The organism is Enterococcus sp. AMC1252, from assembly GCF_058216515.1.
In genome coordinates, this window is sequence record NZ_CM177097.1 from 226,175 (window position 1) to 246,073 (window position 19,899).

Consider the following 19,899-nt stretch of genomic DNA (forward strand, 5'->3'; position numbering starts at 1 on the left):
AATGGGAAAGAAAATACCAGCGAGAGTAAAGAGTTCGGTTCGTTATGTTGCATTAAGAACCATTGAGCGTGTAGACAATGGCGGAGCATATTCGAATTTATTATTAAATGAAATGATCAACAAATCTGCTTTAGGAGAAAAAGACAGCCGTTTGTTCACAGAGCTTGTATATGGAACAATCAGTCGTAAGTTGTTATTGGAATATTATTTGACGCCATTTATTACAAACCCTAAAAAAGTAGATAGCTGGGTGAAAAATTTACTTAGTTTATCGATCTATCAATTAGTCTTTTTAGATAAAATACCTGATCATGCGATTATCAATGAAGCAGTAGAAATTGGGAAACATAGAGGGAATGTCGGAATCGGTAAGTTTGTCAACGGAGTACTTCGTGCATTTCAACGTGAAGGCGCACCTAGTTTGGAAAATATCAAAGACTCTGTTGAACGCCTATCCGTGGAGATTAGTATGCCAAAATGGTTGACAGAAAAACTGATCCAACAAATGGGTATGGACGAAACGAGAAAATTAGGGCTATCTCTTTTTGAAAAAAGTCATGTTAGCGGACGTGTTGATACGCGGGAAATCAGTATTTCAGATGCACTGGAAGAATTGAAAAAAGATCATATTGAAGTATCTGCTAGCCAAGTTTCACCGTATGGTGTAGTTGCGGATAAAGGTTTTTTAGCAGGCAGTTATTTATTTGCGACCGGGAAACTGACGATTCAAGATGAAAGCTCTATGTTGGTTGCACCAGCAATGCAAATCGAAAAGAATCATGTAGTTTTAGATGCCTGTGCGGCTCCTGGGGGGAAAACAACTCACATTGCAACATTTCTTGACGCTGCACAAGGTGGTCGTGTAAAATCTTTGGATATTCATGATCATAAAATCAAATTAATCAAACAAAACGCTGAACGTCTGCATGTAAAAGAGGTTGTTGATACTGAAAAATTAGATGCGCGCAAAGTAGGAGAAGAATTCCCAGCAGAGTATTTTGATCGAATTTTAGTGGATGCACCATGTTCAGGATTAGGGTTGATGCGCCGTAAACCGGATGTTAAATACAACAAATCAGCGCAAGATTTTGAAGAATTACCTAAAATTCAACTAGAAATTCTAGAAAGTGTTGCCCAAACATTGAAACAATGCGGTATAATGGTCTATAGCACATGTACAATTGCGGAAGAAGAAAATCAGGAAGTTGTTGCAGCATTTTTACAAAAGCATCCAGAATTTAAAAAAATCGATGTGAGTGTTAGTGAGGCTGTCAAGCCTTCTGTGCATGATCAAATGCTCACACTATACCCCCATCAATTAGGGACGGATGGATTTTTTATTTGCTGTATGCAGAAAGTTTGTTAAACGAGGTGAAGCATGGTGGAAATCAATTTTCAAACAGATGTTGGACGGAAACGCAATACAAATCAAGATTACGCTGGACTATTTGAGAATAAATCAGGCGTTTCTTTAGCTATTCTAGCGGATGGAATGGGCGGTCATCAGGCTGGTGATGTTGCGAGTCAAATGGCAGTCAATAATCTAGGCGAGCGCTGGCAAGAAAGTCTTATCGATACATCAGAAAAGGCAGCACAGTGGCTGATCAAAGAAATCCAAGACGAAAATGAAATGATTTATGAAAAAGGCCAGTCTCGACCTGAATATTTGGGTATGGGAACTACGATCGTTAGTGCAGTATTGCTGGAGCAATCATTCGTATTGGCTAATATTGGTGATAGCCGAGCTTATTTAGTTCGTAATAATCAATTGCGTCAACTGACCGAAGATCATTCTTTAGTGAATGAGCTGGTAAAATCTGGTGAAATCACTCGCGAAATGGCTGCGAATCATCCAAGAAAGAATGTTTTGACGCGTTCTTTAGGTATGCCTAGAACAGTGGAGGTTGATGTAGCAAATCATCTTTTGGTACCGGATGATTATATATTACTATGCTCAGATGGGCTGACGAATATGGTGTCGGAAGAAGATATTTTAGCTATTCTACTTTCGGAAAACACCTTAGAGCAAAAAGTTGAAACATTGATCACGACAGCCAATGAAGCAGGTGGAGCGGATAATATCACCGTTTTAGTGATCCATTTTGACGAACAAAAGGAGGAAAACCAATGATCGAAATCGGCAGAAAATTGAATGGTCGATATCATATTATTGGCAATATCGGCAGTGGCGGTATGGCGAATGTTTTTTTAGCGCATGACTTGATTTTGGATCGAGATGTTGCTGTCAAAGTACTGCGCTTTGATTTCCAAAATGATCAAGCGGCAATCCGTCGCTTTCAACGAGAAGCCTTAGCCGCAACTGAATTAGTTCATCCAAATATCGTCAGCGTCTACGATGTAGGCGAAGAAGATGGTTTGCAGTACTTAGTAATGGAGTATGTGAAAGGAATGGATCTAAAACGATTTATTCAGACACAATACCCGATTCCATATGCAAAGATTGTTGATATCATGGAACAAATTTTATCAGCAGTATCACTAGCACATGAACATAGAATCATTCACAGAGATTTAAAACCACAAAATATTTTGATGGATGAAAGCGGCGTTGTAAAAATCACGGATTTCGGGATTGCTATTGCACTGACCGAAACATCAATTACACAAACTAATACGATGCTGGGCTCAGTTCACTATCTATCTCCAGAACAAGCGCGCGGCAGTATGGCAACCAATCAGTCAGATGTTTACGCGGTTGGGATCATTTTATATGAAATGTTGACAGGGAATGTGCCGTTTGATGGTGAATCAGCAGTAACGATTGCGTTGAAACATTTCCAAGAAGAGATGCCATCGGTCAAAAACTTTGATCCTAATATTCCTCAATCGTTGGAAAATGTAGTATTACATGCAACGGCTAAAGATCCAGCTGATCGTTATAAAACCGCTGAAGAAATGTCACGTGATTTATATACGGTATTAGCGGCGAATCGCTTGAACGAGCCGAAATGGCAACCAACAGGTTTGATGGGTGAAACGAAAATTTTGACCCCGATAACAGACGAAATGGCGATGCCATCTTCTTTTAATTCGATGGAAACACCACCTGAAGAGCGGAATGAACATGAAGAAATTGAAGAGCAGGAAAAAGCTGCAAAGAAGAAAAAGAAAAAAAAGCCATTGATTATTTTTCTAATCTTGTTAGCATTGGCTTTGATTGTTGGTGGATTTTTCTATTTTGCGGGGCGAGGCAGCAGTGAAGTCAAGATTCCCAATGTAGAAAACAAAACTGAAGAACAAGCACGAAAAATGTTGGAAGATGCCGGGCTGAAAGTCAAAGATGAGACCAAAGAAATTCCAGACGAATCCATCGATGAAGGAAAAGTAGTTAAAACTGATCCAGCTATTGATTCTACGGTGAAAAAGAATCGTGAGGTCGAACTTTATATAAGCTCAGGAAATAAGAAAATCAAGCTTGATGATTATGCTGGAGAAGAGTATAAAGATGCTATTGAAGCGTTAGGTAAACTTGGCTTTAAAGAGAGTCAAATCAAAATTACGAAAGAAACAGACTCTAAAGTTGACGAAGACAAAGTCATTAGTCAAACACCAAAAGAAGGTGTTGAAGTTGATCCGAAAACCGATGAGATTACTTTAGTTGTTAGTAAAGGACCAGATGATATCTATTTAGCTGATTATGCGAGTTTAGGCTATAGCTACAATAACGCTGTAACTGAGTTGTTGAGTTATGGAATTAAAGAAAGTCAGATCACTCGAGTGGATAAACCAAGCGATACGGTAGCCAAGGATTTAGTTATGGAACAAAATCCTGCAGCAGGTAATCCGTTTAATCCTAAAAAAGGTAAGATCAGGTTAACAGTAAGTTCTGGACCTGATAAAACAACAACGACGAGCTCTGAAGCCAGTACGGTCGTTCTAGGCAGTTATGCCGAGAGTTACACATATGAAAATGCGGTAAATGCTCTGACTAGCTTAGGGATCAAAGAAAATCAAATTTCGCGAGTAGACGAAGCTAGTGACTTGCCGAAAGGAACGGTCATTTCACAAGATCCAGGTGCAGGTGCAACATTTGATCTTAAAAATGGCAGAATTACTTTAAAAGTCAGCAATGGGCCAAGTAATGTCAGTGTTCCAAACGTTGTGGGGCTTTCTCAGTCCGAAGCTAAGTCTCAAATAGAAAGTACGGGTTTGAAGTATGTGCAGGGGACAGGTGATGCAGCCAAAGGAACGGTAACGAGTATATCACCAAGCGTTGGTGATAGTGTTGCAAAGGGAACATCTGTCACCGTTAATTTCTCAAGTTCAACGGATTCAACAGGTAATGAAAACAATTGATAAGTAGAGGTTAGGATGTGGCTCATAGAGTTATGTCCTAGCTTTTTTTAGTCGGAAAATAGTGGTGGGATTTAAAGGCTAAACAACTAAGAGTTGGAGCTTCGGAAATAAACACGCTAAGCCCAATTTCTTAGAGTGGAAAATTAATTTAACAGGGCCCACGTTTAGCTTTTCTTTAACCTATGGTAGAATGGAAGCAATAGAAACGAGGAGGTGGCATTTCTGGAAGGTCAAATCAGAAAAGCATTAAGTGGTTTTTACTACATTTATGCAGATGGCGCAACATTTCAAACAAGAGCTCGTGGTAATTTTCGTAATCGAAAGATCACCCCGCTAGTTGGCGATGAAGTCATGTTTGAAAGCGACAATCCAACCGATGGCTATTTGCTTGAAGTTTTTCCTAGACATAATGAGCTGGTGCGTCCCCCAGTAGCAAATGTGGATCAAGGCGTAATTGTGATGAGTATGGTGGAACCCAATTTTTCATACAATTTAATGGATCGATTTTTAGTCACATTAGAAGACAAAGGAATTGCCCCAATCATTTATTTGACGAAAGTTGATTTGCTGACGGGAACTGAATCAGTCAGTGTGGCGGATGTCAAAAAGGTTTATGAAGAGATTGGATATCCTGTAATTGCAGCAACAAAAGCGGATGATGAAGAAGCAGTTCACAGGTTAGAACAGTATTTTCCTGAACGACTGACTGTTTTTATGGGCCAGTCCGGTGCGGGAAAATCAACGTTGCTAAACAAAATTTCGCCTGATTTACAGTTAGCGACCGATGAAATTTCTGAATCGTTAGGACGAGGAAAACATACCACTCGTCATGTGGAGCTGTTGCCGTTGTATGACGGGTTAGTCGCAGACACACCTGGCTTTAGCTCAATCGACTTTTTAGAAATGGAAACAACCGAATTACCGAAGCAGTTTCCAGAATTTGTAGAAGCATCAGTCTCATGCAAGTTTCGTGAATGCATGCACCGTAAAGAACCGGGTTGTGAAGTGAAAAAACGTGTAGAAGTAGGAACGATTGCTCAAACACGTTATGACAATTATCTGCAGTTTTTACTAGAAATAGAAAATCGTAGACCAATTTATAAGAAAAAATAATGAATGCTAAGAACGAACTTACAAAATTCAAGGAGTGGTTTTAATGAAACTAGCACCATCGATTTTAAGCGCCGATTTTGCCAATTTAGAAAGAGATATTCAGTTAGTCGAAAAATTAGGGGCAGACTACATTCATGTAGATGTGATGGATGGCCAATTTGTGCCTAATATTACCTTAGGGCCTAATGTTGTTTCAGCGATTCGACCAGTAACAAAATTGCCTTTAGATGTTCATCTGATGATCGTTCAGCCAGAAAATTATATTGAAGATTTTGCTAAAGCAGGTGCGGACATTATTACTGTTCATGAAGAATCTACGCCGCATATCCATCGTGCGATTCAAATGATTAAAGCATCTGGTGTAAAAGCCGGAGTAGTAATTAATCCTGGAACACCATTATCTGCGATCGAGTATGTATTGGATTTGGTTGATCAAGTTTTGATCATGACCGTAAATCCTGGTTTTGGCGGGCAATCATTTATAGAAAGTTCATTAGATAAGATTGCTCAATTAAAAGAATGGAAAGAATCGAAAGGCTATACGTATGATATCGAGGTAGACGGGGGAATCGTTCCAGAGACAGCTAAACGTTGTAAAGAAGCAGGCGCTAATGTTTTTGTAGCGGGTTCTTATATCTATGATTCGGAAAGCCCTAAAGAGCGTATCGCCGCATTGAGAGCAGTGTTAGATTAATGAATATTCTTCTTGTGGCAGGTGGTTCGCCTGATAAGTGGCCACAGTTTGACCTTGAGGAATTTGATTATATTGTAGGTATCGATAGAGGAAGCTTATATATCGTAGAGAATGGTTGGCCGTTAAATTTAGCGGTGGGGGATTTTGATTCTTTAACGGCTGATGAACAACAACGTGTCCAATGGCAGGCGGGAGAACTTGTGCAGGCACAAGCGGAAAAAGATGACACCGATACCCAACTGGCTTTGGCGCACACGCTTGAAAAATTTCCAGAAGCTAAGATTACGATCATAGGTGCAACGGGTGGTCGCTTGGATCACTTTTTAGCAAATTTATGGCTCCCACTGGAACCACGGTTTCAAGACTTTGCACACCAAATAAAATTGAAAGATTGCAAAAATAGCGTCTCCTATTATCTTCCTGGGGACTATATTGTGAAAAAAGAAGTAGGAATGACTTATTTGGCATATTGCTGTTTAATACCAGTTACAAATCTGACGTTAACAGAAAGTAAATATACGTTAGATCATGTGGATGTTGCGATTCCTACTTCTTATGCAAGTAATGAATTTGTAGGAGAAACAGCTGGATTTTCATTTGATACAGGGATGATTGCTGTGATCCAAAGTTGCGATGATAAATAAAAAAAGCTGAACGGCATGCCGTTCAGCTTTTTGATTACGTTCTATTAAACACGCTCGATTTTACCAGATTTCAAAGCACGAGTTGACACCCAAACTTTTTTAGGTTTACCGTCTATTAATACACGAACTTTTTGCAAGTTAGGTTTAACAGTACGTTTAGTAGCGTTCATTGCATGTGAGCGGTTATTGCCGCTGCTTGTCTTACGACCAGTAAAGTAACATACTTTTGCCATTTTTAGTTTCCTCCTTTGCTTTGATCTCGGAGCGATATTTTTCAGCTCATACTAACTTAATTTATCACAGAAAGCAGTTTTTTGCAAGGGGATTTTCAAATCAGTTTGACATTTCCCTTCAAACGATGTAAATTATACAATTATTGGTAAATTCGATGAGACGCTCTATAATTATCTAGATAAGTTCCTTTTCATTAAGGTATGCCTATGTTAAAATATTATAGAAGAAAATAGGGCAATTGTGCTCTTTAAGGAGGCTTTCATCAATGGCTGTAAAAATCAAAACACCAGCAGGCACCATTGAGATTACCAATGAGGTTATTGCCACGGTCGTTGGCGGTGCTGCGACAGATATCTACGGAATCGTCGGTATGGCTAGTAAAAACCAAATCAAAGATAATTTAAATGGCATTTTGCGTAAAGAAAATTATTCTAAAGGCGTTGTCGTACGTCAAGAAGAAAATGGCGTTGCGGTCGACGTATATACAATTGTAAGCTATGGAACAAAAATTTCAGAAGTTTCTCGTAATGTACAAGAAAAAGTAAAATATAACCTTGAAACACTACTTGGCGTAACCGCTAATTCTGTCAATGTATTTGTGCAAGGTGTTCGTGTGTTGCCTGACTAGGTAGCCAGCTGCTAGATAGATAAACTATCATCTATCTGCAGGAATCTCAAAGGAGGATTTTTTAGGTGAATGTAACAGAAATCAGTGCAAGTCAGTTCCAAGAGATGGTTCAGGCTGGTGCGAGTCGTTTGCATGTAAATGCAGAGTATGTCAACTCATTGAACGTTTTCCCTGTACCAGATGGCGATACAGGAACAAATATGAATTTATCTATGACAAGTGGAGCAAAAGCAGTAGCAGATTCTCGTTCTGAAAAAGTCGGAGAATTAACAACGATTCTTTCAAAAGGATTATTAATGGGTGCTAGAGGAAACTCTGGTGTTATCTTATCGCAATTATTCCGTGGTTTTTCAAAACAGATTCCAGACGTTGAGACGTTGAATGCGAAAGATTTAGCAGCAGCGTTTACTCATGGTGTGGAAACTGCATATAAAGCAGTTATGAAACCTGTAGAAGGCACGATTTTGACTGTTTCTCGTGAAGCTGCTCGTTCTGGTGAACGTAAGGCAAAAGAGACAGATGACTGTATTGAAGTGATGGAAGCAGTTGTGAAAGGTGCAAAGCGCGCTTTAGCTAAAACACCTGATCTTTTGCCAGTATTAAAAGAAGTTGGCGTTGTCGATAGTGGTGGTCAAGGTTTACTATTTATCTACGAAGGATTTTTAGAAGCTTTGTCAGGTGAATTTTTAGCAACTGAAGTTTATGAGCCGAGTCCTGGTGAAATGGACGAGATGGTCAATGCTGAACATCACCGCGGCGTTAGTGGACACGTAGCAACTGAAGATATCAAATTCGGTTATTGTACAGAAATTATGGTTCAAATCGGTGAAGGTCCAACGGTGGACAGTGATTTCGATTATGAAACATTTAGAAACTACTTAAATGAATTAGGTGATTCTTTACTTGTCGTAAATGACGATGAAATCATCAAAGTTCACGTGCATACAGAACATCCAGGCGAAGTGATGAACTACGGACAAAAATTTGGTTCATTAGTGAAAATCAAAGTTGACAATATGCGCCTACAACATGAAACGCTAGTAGAGCATGATGCAAAAGCAGCCGTTGTTCAAAAAGCGCGTGTACCTTATGCCGTTATTGCAATTGCAGCAGGAGAAGGTGTTCAAGAATTGTTCCGCAGTCTTGGTGCAAGTTACATCATCAGCGGTGGTCAAACAATGAACCCAAGTACCGAAGATATTTTGAAAGCTGTTAAAGAAGTGAACGCTGATCAAGTGATTATCTTACCTAATAATAAAAATATCTTCATGGCAGCTGATCAAGCAGCGGAAGTAGCGGATATTCCAGTGGTGGTTGTTCCAACGAAAACAATCTCGCAAGGAATGACAGCAATGCTTGCATTCAATGATCAACAAACCCTTGAAGAAAATAAATCAACCATGACAGAAATGATCGAAAGTGTTGTCAGCGGGCAAGTAACAACAGCTGTACGTGATACAACGATCGATAATGTTGAAATCAAAAAAGATGACTATCTAGGGATGATCGATGGCAAAATCGTTGTATCAGAACCAGATATGTTTAAGGCATCATTGGATACACTAAAACGTATGATCGATGAAGATACAGAAATCGTAACGATCATTATCGGTGAAGGTGGTACAATGACAGAAGCTGAAAAATTTGTAGAAGCGTTGACTGCTGAATATGAAGATCTTGAAACAGAGCTTCATGAAGGTGGACAACCTGTTTATCCATATCTATTTTCAGCTGAATAATAAATAACTTACGGAGGCCAGACACTTGTTGTTTGGCTTTTTCTATAGAAAATAAACAAAAACAGAGCGAATCACGTAACTATATAACGAGAGGAGGAAAATTGGTGAACGTATCAGATGACATCGGTGTATTGCCGGGCGTTGGACCAAAGCGAGCAGAAAACTTAAAAGAACTAGGGATTCAGACGATCGAAGATTTGTTGACTTATTATCCTTTTCGTTATGATGATATCCAAGAAAAAGAATTAAATGAAATTCAAGATCAAGAAAAAGTCACACTAAAAGGACTAGTAGTGTCTGAACCTGTTGTCAGCCGATATGGTTATAAAAAGAGCCGAATGATGTTTCGGATGATGCAAGATCATGCTGTGATCAATGTTTCCTTCTTTAATCAGCCCTATTTGAAAGATAAAATCGTAATGTCAGAAGAAATTGCGGTTTATGGCAAATGGGACGCTAAACGAAAATCATTGAATGGCATGAAAATTTTAGCGGCAAAAAATGATGGAGAAGATTTTGCGCCGATTTATCATGTTAATAAAAAAATTCGCCAAAGCAGCTTGATCCAGCTTATTCGTACGGGTTTTGAAAAATATGGGGAAATGGTTTCTGAGGTTTTACCAGAAGAACTACTAGAAAAATATCGCTTGATGCCAAGAAAAACAGCGATGTTTGCTATGCATTTTCCAAGTAATCCAGAAGAAAGTCATCAAGCAAAGCGACGAGTTGTATTTGAAGAGTTTTTCTTATTTCAATTGAAAATGCAAGGGTTGAAGAGGCAAGAAAAAGCGGAAAAAAATGGATTGATTATTCAATATGATGTGGATCGCTTAAAATCCTTTACACAAAAACTTCCTTTTGAGCTGACTGCAGCTCAAAAAAAGGTAACCAATGAGATTTGTTGGGACTTAATGAGTCCAAACCACATGCAGCGCTTGCTTCAAGGAGATGTTGGAAGCGGAAAAACAGTTGTAGCGGCAATCGCCCTTTATGCAACGATGACAGCTGGCTTTCAAGGGGCTTTAATGGTGCCGACAGAGATCTTAGCCCAACAACATATGCAAAGTCTACAACAGTTATACGATCCCTTAGAAGTTCGCGTAGCGCTATTAACTGGGTCGACTAAGACGAGGGAACGTCGAGAGATTCTTGAGCAATTAGCAACAGGTGAGATAGACATTATCATCGGAACACACGCTTTGATTCAAGATGATGTTATTTTTCGGCGGTTAGGGTTAGTGATCACGGATGAGCAACATCGATTTGGTGTGAATCAACGTAAGGTATTAAGAGAGAAAGGCTTGAAGCCGGATGTGTTGTTCATGACGGCTACTCCAATTCCTCGAACATTAGCAATCACAGCTTTTGGCGAGATGGATGTTTCTATTATTGATGAAATGCCAGCAGGTCGCATCCCAATCGAAACACGTTGGATTCGACCGCCTCAATTGGATACTGTTTTAGAATGGATGGGGAAAGAACTGGCTCGCGGTCATCAGGCCTATGTGATTTGTCCTTTGATCGAGGAATCAGAAGCGCTAGATGTTAAAAATGCTACAGAAATTTTTGAACACATGTCTGCTTTTTTTAATCCTACGTATCAAGTAGGACTACTTCATGGCAAGATGAAAAATCAGGAAAAAGAAGAAATCATGCAGGAGTTTAAAGAAAACAACTTACAGATTTTGGTTTCTACTACGGTGATCGAAGTTGGTGTCAACGTTCCGAATGCAACGGTTATGTTGATTATGGATGCCGATCGCTTTGGTTTGGCGCAATTACATCAACTTCGGGGACGTGTTGGACGGGGGTCGGATGCATCTTATTGTATTCTTGTCGCCAACCCTAAAAACGAAATGGGCGTAGAACGAATGAAAATCATGACTGAAACCAACAATGGTTTTGTACTGAGTGAAAAAGATTTAGAACTACGAGGCCCAGGGGAAGTATTTGGTGCTAGACAATCTGGTGTGCCTCAATTTGCGGTTGGAGATATCGTGACGGATTTTAATATTCTTGAAGTTGCTCGGCAAGAGGCTAGTGCCATCTGGAAAAAAGACCAGTGGTGGATCTTGCCGGAGTATCGTGGGATTGCTGATAAAATCAAGCCCAATGATGACGAGCAACAGTTCTTTGATTAATATTATTAAGAAGTTAGAAAAGAATGAAGGAAGAGCTGTTCTGCTTTTCGCTGATCCAGCTACACGAACCAGCTCTTCGGAAAAAAGATGAATCCTATTAGTGACAACAGAGCGTCACGAATAGGTTTCCCTATTTTTCTGTCAGAGCAAAACGGTTCGTTCTGCTTTTCGCTGATCCAGCTACACGAACCAGCTCTTCGGAAAAAAGATGAATCTTATTAGTGACAACAGAGCGCCACGAATAGGCTTCCCTATTTTTCTGTCAGAGCAAAACGGTTCGTTCTGTTTTTTGCTGATCTAGCTACACGAACCAGCTCTTCGGAAAAAAGATGAATCTTATTAGTGACAACAGAGCGTCGCAAATAGGCTTCCCTATTTTTCTGTCAGAGCAAAACGGTTCGTTCTGCTTTTCGATATGTTATACTACTTATTGTAATTTACCTAGGAGGGACTATGTTATGAAGATTGCAGTAGATGCAATGGGTGGCGATCATGCGCCGCAGGCTATTGTTGAAGGCGTGATGTTGGCCAAACAAGATTTTCCGGAGATTGAGTTTTTACTTTATGGAAAAGAGCCTGAAATTAAAAAATATGTAACAGATGAAACGAATATTACGATTATCCATACGGATGAAAAAATCAATAGTGATGATGAACCTGTAAAAGCGATTCGTCGGAAGAAAACAGCTTCGATGGTTTTAGCAGCACAAGCAGTAAAAAATGGAGAAGCAGATGCGATTTTTTCTGCTGGAAACACAGGCGCGTTGTTAGCAGCTGGATTATTCATCGTTGGACGAATCAAAAATGTAGAGCGCCCAGGATTGATGTCGACTTTGCCGGTCATTGGTCAACCAGATGGCGGATTCGATATGCTAGATTTAGGCGCAAACGCGGATAACAAACCAGAGCATCTTGTTCAATATGCGGTATTAGGTTCTTTTTATGCTGAAAAAGTTAGAAATATCATGAAACCTCGTGTAGCACTTTTAAATAATGGTGCAGAAGAAACAAAAGGCAGTGAGCTGACTAAGAAAGCTTTTGAATTACTTTCAGAAGAAGAAAGTATTAATTTCATCGGCAATGTAGAAGCGCGTGATTTACTAAGCGGAGCAGCCGATGTTGTCGTAACGGATGGTTTTACAGGGAATGCTGTGTTGAAATCCATTGAAGGAACAGCATTAAATATGATGGGACTTTTAAAATCATCAATTCTTGCGGAAGGCTTCAAGGGCAAGATGGGGGCATTACTTTTGAAAAATGCATTGCGTGGTATGAAAAATGAAATGGATTACTCGAAACATGGCGGAGCGGTTCTGTTTGGATTGAAAGCACCGGTCATCAAGACTCACGGATCAACAGGACCAGAGGCTGTTCGTTATACGATTCGTCAAATTCATACAATGCTGCAAACAGAGGTTGTACCGCAACTTGTTCGCTATTACGAAACAAAAGAATAACTATTTCCGCAACCTGTTTGCAACCATATTGTAATAGTTTTGCAAAAAAAGATGGACAAATCGATTAATTGTGAGTACAATGTATCATAGCGTTTAACTCATTTTAGAGAAACGCTTTTCAAAAGCAGTGGAGGTGAATACAGTTGACTCGTGAAGAAGTACTTGAAAAAGTAGCGAAGATTATCTCAAACCACTTTGATATTGAAGCTGAGAAAGTGACAGATCAATTAAACATTAAAGATGACTTGAATGCAGATTCAATTAGTGTAATGGAATTTGTTTTAGAGCTGGAAGATGAGTTTGGTACAGAAATTTCTGATGAAGATGCAGAGCAAATTGAAACAGTTGGTGCCGCTGTAGATTATATTATGAATAACTTATAATTTGAAATGAAAAAAAGTAGAACAAAACAAATCCTGTTTTGCTCTACTTTTTTTTACCATATAGACGATTTTGCATTACCAAAATGTTGCAATTTTTACAAATATTATATACAATTGCTTAAAAATGATTACAATGAGAATATAAGGAAAAAGTTTAAAAAAGTATGGTTTTTTAATAAGATTTTTTATTGTGATAAAAGATTTAATTAGCGTGGAGGAGTGTATAAAGTGAGTGATGGAAATCAATTATTAGACGTTCAACATCTGCACACAGGGTTTCGTATTAAAGATGAGTACTATGATGCAGTTGATGATGTGTCCTTTGAATTAGGAAAAAATGAAATCTTAGCGATCGTTGGTGAGTCTGGTTGTGGAAAAAGTACTTTAGCAACAACGATTATTGGGTTACACGATGCAAACAATACCCGTGTAACAGGGGAAATTATTTATAAAGACTTAAACTTGACTACTTTTAATGAAGAATTATATAACAAAATACGTGGTAATGATATTGGGATGATTTTCCAAGATCCTTTGTCAGCACTGAATCCTTTGATGAGAATTGAAGATCAGATCAAAGAAAGCTTGACTTATCATACAGATATGAATACAGAGCAAAAACAAGCGCGAGTGATTGAATTATTGACTCAAGTAGGGATACCTAATCCTGAACGAGTAGGAAAACAATATCCTCATGAATTATCTGGAGGAATGCGTCAGCGTGTGATTATTGCAATTGCTATTGCATGTAAACCAGCAATTATTATCGCTGATGAACCAACTACAGCGTTAGATGTAACGATTCAAGCACAAATTTTAGATTTACTGAAAGATCTACAGGAAGAAACGGGTTCCGGTATTATTTTGATTACTCATGATTTAGGTGTAGTAGCTGAAATGGCCGATAAGGTGGCTGTGATGTACGCAGGACAATTCGTTGAAGTGGCAACTGCTGAAGAATTGTTCAACAATCCAAAGCATCCATATACACGTTCTTTACTGCAATCAATTCCACAAGAAAATTCAGATGACAGTCAATTACATGTGATCGAAGGCGTGGTTCCTTCGTTAAGTAAGTTACCAAGAGAGGGATGCCGTTTTGCACCTAGAATTCCTTGGATTTCAGAAGATGCACATGAGGCAGAACCAACATTGCATGAAGTGTCAGAAGGGCATTTTGTCCGTTGCACGTGTTATCAGCATTTCCATTTTAGAGACGATCGGGAGGAAGTATAATGGCAGAAATCATTCAAATCAAAGACTTGAAAGTTCATTATCCTATCCGCAGTGGTTTCTTCAATAGAGTGACCGATCATGTGTTGGCAGTTGATGGTGTTGATTTTATTATTGAAAAAGGCAAAACATACGGTTTAGTTGGTGAATCTGGTTCTGGAAAATCTACCACAGGAAAAGCAATCATCGGCTTAGAAAAAGTCACGAGCGGCAGCATTTCGTATCAAGATAAAGACGTGACAAAAGCGTATAACCGAAAAGCCATGAAATACAACAAAGATGTTCAAATGATTTTTCAAGATTCAATGTCTAGCTTAAACCCTAAAAAACGTGTGCTGGACATTATTGCAGAGCCGATTCGCAATTTTGAACGGTTGAGTGATCAAGAGGAAAAGAAAAAGGTCAAAGGGCTTTTGGACATCGTTGGGATGCCAGAAGATGCATTGTATAAATATCCGCATGAATTCTCAGGTGGACAGCGTCAGCGTTTAGGCGTGGCGAGAGCTGTTGCAACGAATCCTAAACTGATTATTGCGGATGAACCAGTTTCAGCTTTAGATTTATCAGTTCAAGCACAAGTATTGAATTTTATGAAAAATATCCAAGAAGAGTATGGCTTGAGCTATTTATTCATTTCACATGATCTGGGTGTTGTAAAGCATATGTGTGATAACATCGCAATTATGTATAAAGGCCGTTTTGTAGAGATTGGCACACGCCAGGATATTTACACAAACCCACAACATATCTATACAAAACGTTTATTATCTGCAATTCCTAAAATCGATGTTGCCAATCGTGAAGAGCATAAAGCGCAACGTCGCCAAGTAGAAAAAGATTATATCGAGCATCAAAAAGATTATTACGATCAAAATGGTCGCGTGTATGATTTGCGTAAAATTAGTGAAACACATCAAGTAGCGCTAAAAGATGGAGGTGAGGTCTAATGTGGAAAACGATTTTACGACGTGTACTCTTTATGATCCCTCAAATTTTGATTTTAAGCGTATTGATTTTTATGTTAGCCAAAATGATGCCGGGTGATCCATTTACTGGATTGATTAACCCAAATACTGATCCAGCAGTTATTGAGAAGATGCGTGAATCGGCTGGGTTGAATGATCCCTGGACAACACAGTATGTTCGCTGGATCGCCAATGTTTTCCACGGTGATTTTGGTGAGAGCTTTATTTTCAAATTACCAGTTTCGACTTTGATTGGCAGCCGTGCGATTAATACTATTCTTCTGTCCTTAGTAACAGTTGTGATCATGTATGCGATCGCTTTGCCATTAGGTGTTTTATCAGGTCGCTACCAAAATTCTATTTTAGATAAATTTGTCGTAATTTATAACTTTTTCAGTTTCGCTGTACCACCATTTATTTTTGCATTGGTTATGCTATTTATTTTCGGGTATCGTTTAGATTGGTTTCCAACGACAGGTTCAATCTCCAGTGGTGTTGAGCCGGGAACTGGTGCATATATCTGGGATCGCTTCTATCATTTAATTTTACCAGCACTATCTCAAGCTTTGCTTGGAACGGCGATCACGATCCAGTATTTACGTAATGAAGTCATTGATTCACAGTCGCTAGATTATGTTCGGACGGCTCGTTCAAAAGGGGTACCGACAAATAAAGTCTATACAAGACATATTTTCAGAAATGCTTCATTACCAATCGTTTCTCAACTTAGTTATGAAATCACCGCTTTGATTAGTGGTTCGGTAGTTATTGAAAAAATCTTTGGCTATCCGGGGATTGGGAAATTATTTATCGACTCGATCGGACAACGTGATTATGCAGTAATCACGGCCTTAGTATTGATTTTAGGAGTTGCAACGCTCGTCGGGAATCTGATTTCAGATATCGTCATGAGTCTTGTAGATCCGCGGATTCGGGTTCAATAGAAAATCAATTTTAAGGAGAGGAAGAGACGAGATGGATAAAAATAAAGAAACTGCAGCAGTTGCTGTACCAGAAACGATCCCACCGATGGGATTTCGAATGATCGCAAGAGAATTCAAAAAAGATAAATTAGCGATTTTCTCACTTGTACTGTTAGTAGCCATTTTATTGGTTGTTTTCATCGGTGCTTTATTGACCGATCAAGACAAAGTAATGACAGTCAGTATTTTAGATAAATATGCAGAGCCAGGTGGAAACTTCATATTAGGAGCAGACGAAGGCGGACGTGATATTTTTGGGCAATTGATCATTGGTGCCCGTAATTCTGTTGTGATCGGCTTTGCGATTACGATCTTAACATCGATCATCGGTGTAGGGATCGGTATTGTTTCAGGTTATTATGGTGGAATGTTTGATAATGCAGTGATGCGTGTGGTTGACTTTATCATGATTTTACCGATTATGATGATCATCATTGTGTTTGTTACAATCATTCCTAATTATAATGTTTGGTCTTTTGTAGGAATAATGAGTGCCTTTTATTGGGTCGCGAAAGCCCGGCTGTTCAGAAGTAAAACGTTATCTGAGGTTCGCAGAGATTATGTGAGTGCCTCAAAAACCTTAGGGACAAGTGATTTTAAAATCATGTTTCGAGAAATCATGCCGAATCTAAGTTCATTGATCATCACCAACTTAACAATCAACTTTGCGGCAAATATCGGGATCGAAACAACTTTGACTTTCTTAGGTTTTGGTTTGCCGACAAATGTGCCGAGTCTTGGAACATTGATCGGTTATGCTAGCAATGGCGATGTTTTAGCAAATAAAACATGGATCTGGGTACCTGCATCAGTACTGATTTTGGTAATGATGTTATGTATAAATTATATTGGCCAAGCGTTTAAACGTTCAGCAGATGCGAGACAACGTTTAGGTTAAGAAGAGGAGGAAGTAGTGTGAAAAGCAAAAAACTTTTGGGTTTAATTACATTAACAGCAGTGGTAGCTGTAACATTAGCTGCATGCGGTGGAGGTAAGAAATCGGATTCAGGCAACAAGAATGTAGAAACTGAGGATATCAGTAAATTTACAATGAAGGTCAAAAATGATAAAGAGGCAATCAAAGGCGGGACTTTGGATGTAGCAGTTGCGTCAGATACTCAGTTTAAAGGGTTGTTTTCAGAAGTCTATTACCAAGATGCGTATGACTATCATTATATGCGTCCTTCCCATGAAGGGTTGTTCTCATACGATGATGATTTCGTCATCACAGATGAGGGCGCTGCTAAATTAGATTTAGATGTTGATAACAAGAAAGCCACAATTACATTGAAAGATAATATTAAATGGTCAGATGGTGAAGCTGTAACCGCTGATGACTTGATTTATCCTTATGAAGTAATTGGAAATAAAGAATATACTGGTATTCGTTATGATGATGACTTTATGAATGTTGTAGGTATGGATGAATACCATGATGGAAAAGCAGATACTATTTCTGGAATTAAAAAAGTTGATGATCAAACGATCGAAATTACCTATAAAGAAATGAATCCAGGCATGTTACAATTAAGTGGCGGTGTTTATACAAACGCAATGCCAAAACATGTCTTTAAAGATATTCCAATCAAAGATCAAGAGAAAAGTGACGCAGTCCGCAAAAACCCTGTAACATTCGGTCCTTACTACATGAGTAAAATCGTAACAGGTGAATCAGTGGAATACTTACCAAATGAATACTATTATCAAGGTAAACCTAAACTAGATAAAATCGTATTTACAAACGTACCAACTGCGTCAATCGTTGAAGCGGTTAAAGCGAAAAAATATGACATGGTTTACTCAATGCCAACAGATAATTATCCAACGTACAAAGACTCAGAAGGCTATCAAATGTTAGGGCGTGAAGAATTAGCATACACATATGTTGGTTTTAAATTAGGAACATATGATAAAGAAAAAGGCGAAGTTGTAATGAATCCAGATGCAAAAATGGCTGATGTGAAATTACGTCAAGCAATGGGCTATGCGATGGATAATGATGCAATCGGTCAAAAATTCTACAATGGTTTACGTACTGGGGCAACAACATTGATTCCACCAATTTTTAAAACATTACACAATACAGATGTAAAAGGTTATCAATATGATCTAGATAAAGCGAAGAAAATTCTAGACGATGCAGGTTATAAAGATACAGATGGCGATGGACTTAGAGAAAATCCTAAAGGTGAGAAGCTAACAATCAATTTTGCCTCAATGGCAGGTGGCGAAACAGCCCAACCTTTAGCTGATTACTATCTACAACAATGGAAAGAAATTGGTTTAGACGTGAAGCTAGCAACTGGTCGTTTGATCGACTTCCAAGCATTCTATGATAAAATCAAAAATGATGATCCTGAAATCGACGTTTTCCAAGCGGCTTGGGGAGTAAACAGTGCACCATCTCCTGGTGGACTGTACAGTCGTAATGCAGCATTCAACTACTCTCGTTTTGCTTCAGAAGAAAATGATAAATTATTGAAAGAAATCGATTCAAAATCTTCATTTGACGATACAAAACGTAAAGAAGCATATGATGCATGGCAAAAGTATATGTTTGAACAAGCACCAGTTATTCCAACATTGTACCGCAATGAAATCATGCCAATTAATGACCGTGTAAAATCATTTACATGGAATTATGAAGAAACTAGAGATTACTATGGTATTGAATTAACAGCTGAAAAACGTTAAGCTAATGATTTGAAAAATAAGTAGTTATGAAGTTAATTCATAGCTACTTATTTTTATTTATTAGGAGAGTGGACCTAGCGCTTATATCTAACAATGACAAAGAACGAACTTTTTTTGTCACTTGTATCCTAGACATAAATTTTGAAGCATGATAATCTTCTTGTTAAGCGCTTACAACACAAGCGTTTTAAAAATGAAAACAGGGAGAGGAATCAAATGGAACAAACACTCGTTATCATTAAGCCAGATGGCGTTTCACGTAAATTAGTTGGAGAAATTCTTCAACGATTTGAGAAAAAACAATTAAAGTTAAACCAATTAAAAGTAGCGAAAATGTCTAGAGAATTAGCTGAAGAACATTATGCACATGTGAAGAAATTTGATTTCTTTGAAGACATGATGACATATATGACCTCATCAGAAGTTGTTTATTTAGTCTTAGAAGGAAACAGCGTCATTAAAACTGTTCGAAAAATGATCGGAGCTACCAATTGTTTGGAAGCAGAACCAGGAACGATTCGAGGCGATTATGGCGCAAATAGTTACGAAAATATTATTCATGCGTCAGATTCACCAGAGGCGGCTGTGGTTGAAATTAAACGATTTTTTAATGAATTAAATTAAATAAAAAGCGTATCAAGATTTTATGACGATCTTGAACGCTTTTTGTTTCT

General features: G+C 38.5%; 18 protein-coding genes. 17 read left to right on the forward strand and 1 reads right to left on the reverse strand.

Annotated features, from left to right (window positions below; all coding sequences use genetic code 11):
- The first annotated feature begins 1 nt into the window (after window position 1).
- From rsmB to AC4BB5_RS01045, 6 genes are all read left to right on the forward strand, one after another.
- A complete protein-coding gene (rsmB, locus tag AC4BB5_RS01020; RefSeq protein WP_490457605.1) occupies window positions 2–1,366 on the forward strand; it encodes a 16S rRNA (cytosine(967)-C(5))-methyltransferase RsmB in 1,365 nt (454 codons plus the stop codon).
- Between the two features lie 15 nt (window positions 1,367–1,381).
- Complete coding sequence (locus AC4BB5_RS01025; RefSeq protein WP_490459011.1) at window positions 1,382–2,131, forward strand: Stp1/IreP family PP2C-type Ser/Thr phosphatase; 750 nt, start codon at window positions 1,382–1,384, stop codon at window positions 2,129–2,131.
- Window positions 2,128–4,317 (forward strand): Stk1 family PASTA domain-containing Ser/Thr kinase, encoded by a 2,190-nt coding sequence (pknB, locus tag AC4BB5_RS01030; protein ID WP_490457606.1) that lies wholly within the window; start codon window positions 2,128–2,130, stop codon window positions 4,315–4,317. Before AC4BB5_RS01025 ends, pknB begins: the two co-directional genes overlap by 4 nt.
- A 213-nt stretch (window positions 4,318–4,530) precedes the next feature.
- On the forward strand, window positions 4,531–5,430 hold the full coding sequence (rsgA, locus tag AC4BB5_RS01035; RefSeq protein ID WP_490457607.1) for a ribosome small subunit-dependent GTPase A: 900 nt from the start codon (window positions 4,531–4,533) through the stop codon (window positions 5,428–5,430).
- A gap of 43 nt (window positions 5,431–5,473) precedes the next feature.
- The gene (gene rpe, locus AC4BB5_RS01040; protein WP_490457608.1) at window positions 5,474–6,124 is read left to right on the forward strand and encodes a ribulose-phosphate 3-epimerase; all 651 of its coding nucleotides are present in this window, start codon (window positions 5,474–5,476) and stop codon (window positions 6,122–6,124) included.
- Window positions 6,124–6,768, forward strand: a complete 645-nt coding sequence (locus AC4BB5_RS01045) for a thiamine diphosphokinase (RefSeq protein ID WP_490457609.1) — start codon at window positions 6,124–6,126, stop codon at window positions 6,766–6,768. Before rpe ends, AC4BB5_RS01045 begins: the two co-directional genes overlap by 1 nt.
- 44 nt (window positions 6,769–6,812) lie before the next feature.
- Here the strand turns inward: AC4BB5_RS01045 and rpmB are convergent, their stop codons facing one another.
- A complete protein-coding gene (rpmB, locus tag AC4BB5_RS01050) occupies window positions 6,813–7,001 on the reverse strand; it encodes a 50S ribosomal protein L28 (RefSeq protein ID WP_010761898.1) in 189 nt (62 codons plus the stop codon).
- Window positions 7,002–7,267: 266 nt separating this feature from the next.
- Between rpmB and AC4BB5_RS01055 the strand changes: the two genes are divergently transcribed.
- The 11 genes from AC4BB5_RS01055 to ndk all read left to right on the forward strand — a co-directional run bounded on the left by AC4BB5_RS01055 (window position 7,268) and on the right by ndk (window position 19,849).
- Window positions 7,268–7,630, forward strand: a complete 363-nt coding sequence (locus AC4BB5_RS01055) for an Asp23/Gls24 family envelope stress response protein (RefSeq protein WP_010761897.1) — start codon at window positions 7,268–7,270, stop codon at window positions 7,628–7,630.
- 65 nt (window positions 7,631–7,695) lie between these two features.
- Entirely contained in the window at window positions 7,696–9,369 is a 1,674-nt protein-coding gene (locus AC4BB5_RS01060) for a DAK2 domain-containing protein (protein WP_490457610.1), read from the forward strand.
- 83 nt (window positions 9,370–9,452) lie between these two features.
- Window positions 9,453–11,510 carry an ATP-dependent DNA helicase RecG gene (recG, locus tag AC4BB5_RS01065; RefSeq protein ID WP_490459012.1) on the forward strand — a complete coding sequence of 686 codons (2,058 nt, stop codon included), beginning with the start codon at window positions 9,453–9,455 and terminating at the stop codon, window positions 11,508–11,510.
- 458 nt (window positions 11,511–11,968) lie between these two features.
- Window positions 11,969–12,967 (forward strand): phosphate acyltransferase PlsX, encoded by a 999-nt coding sequence (gene plsX / locus AC4BB5_RS01070; protein ID WP_490457611.1) that lies wholly within the window; start codon window positions 11,969–11,971, stop codon window positions 12,965–12,967.
- Between the two features lie 143 nt (window positions 12,968–13,110).
- Window positions 13,111–13,350: an acyl carrier protein gene (gene acpP, locus AC4BB5_RS01075; RefSeq protein ID WP_010761893.1), complete on the forward strand. Its 240-nt coding sequence runs from the start codon at window positions 13,111–13,113 to the stop codon at window positions 13,348–13,350.
- A 228-nt stretch (window positions 13,351–13,578) separates the two neighbouring features.
- Window positions 13,579–14,586 (forward strand): ABC transporter ATP-binding protein, encoded by a 1,008-nt coding sequence (locus AC4BB5_RS01080; protein ID WP_490457612.1) that lies wholly within the window; start codon window positions 13,579–13,581, stop codon window positions 14,584–14,586.
- The gene (locus AC4BB5_RS01085) at window positions 14,586–15,530 is read left to right on the forward strand and encodes an ATP-binding cassette domain-containing protein (RefSeq protein WP_490457613.1); all 945 of its coding nucleotides are present in this window, start codon (window positions 14,586–14,588) and stop codon (window positions 15,528–15,530) included. Before AC4BB5_RS01080 ends, AC4BB5_RS01085 begins: the two co-directional genes overlap by 1 nt.
- Window positions 15,530–16,492, forward strand: coding sequence for an oligopeptide ABC transporter permease (opp4B, locus tag AC4BB5_RS01090; protein ID WP_490457614.1), 963 nt, complete (start codon window positions 15,530–15,532; stop codon window positions 16,490–16,492). Before AC4BB5_RS01085 ends, opp4B begins: the two co-directional genes overlap by 1 nt.
- A 31-nt stretch (window positions 16,493–16,523) precedes the next feature.
- Window positions 16,524–17,429: an ABC transporter permease gene (locus AC4BB5_RS01095; protein ID WP_490457615.1), complete on the forward strand. Its 906-nt coding sequence runs from the start codon at window positions 16,524–16,526 to the stop codon at window positions 17,427–17,429.
- Window positions 17,430–17,446: 17 nt separating this feature from the next.
- The gene (locus AC4BB5_RS01100; protein ID WP_490457616.1) at window positions 17,447–19,225 is read left to right on the forward strand and encodes an oligopeptide ABC transporter substrate-binding protein; all 1,779 of its coding nucleotides are present in this window, start codon (window positions 17,447–17,449) and stop codon (window positions 19,223–19,225) included.
- 216 nt (window positions 19,226–19,441) lie between these two features.
- The gene (ndk, locus tag AC4BB5_RS01105) at window positions 19,442–19,849 is read left to right on the forward strand and encodes a nucleoside-diphosphate kinase (RefSeq protein ID WP_490457617.1); all 408 of its coding nucleotides are present in this window, start codon (window positions 19,442–19,444) and stop codon (window positions 19,847–19,849) included.
- Window positions 19,850–19,899 lie beyond the last annotated feature (50 nt).

Excerpts from the sequence above, each read along its gene's own strand:
- AC4BB5_RS01085 (WP_490457613.1), top strand. The coding sequence starts at position 14,586 with ATGGCAGAAATCATTCAAATCAAAGACTTGAAAGTTCATTATCCTATC.
- rpe (WP_490457608.1), top strand. The coding sequence starts at position 5,474 with ATGAAACTAGCACCATCGATTTTAAGCGCCGATTTTGCCAATTTAGAA.
- AC4BB5_RS01045 (WP_490457609.1), top strand. The coding sequence starts at position 6,124 with ATGAATATTCTTCTTGTGGCAGGTGGTTCGCCTGATAAGTGGCCACAG.
- ndk (WP_490457617.1), top strand. The coding sequence starts at position 19,442 with ATGGAACAAACACTCGTTATCATTAAGCCAGATGGCGTTTCACGTAAA.
- rpmB (WP_010761898.1), bottom strand. The coding sequence starts at position 7,001 with ATGGCAAAAGTATGTTACTTTACTGGTCGTAAGACAAGCAGCGGCAAT.
- AC4BB5_RS01055 (WP_010761897.1), top strand. The coding sequence starts at position 7,268 with ATGGCTGTAAAAATCAAAACACCAGCAGGCACCATTGAGATTACCAAT.
- plsX (WP_490457611.1), top strand. The coding sequence starts at position 11,969 with ATGAAGATTGCAGTAGATGCAATGGGTGGCGATCATGCGCCGCAGGCT.
- rsmB (WP_490457605.1), top strand. The coding sequence starts at position 2 with ATGGGAAAGAAAATACCAGCGAGAGTAAAGAGTTCGGTTCGTTATGTT.
- pknB (WP_490457606.1), top strand. The coding sequence starts at position 2,128 with ATGATCGAAATCGGCAGAAAATTGAATGGTCGATATCATATTATTGGC.
- opp4B (WP_490457614.1), top strand. The coding sequence starts at position 15,530 with ATGTGGAAAACGATTTTACGACGTGTACTCTTTATGATCCCTCAAATT.
- AC4BB5_RS01095 (WP_490457615.1), top strand. The coding sequence starts at position 16,524 with ATGGATAAAAATAAAGAAACTGCAGCAGTTGCTGTACCAGAAACGATC.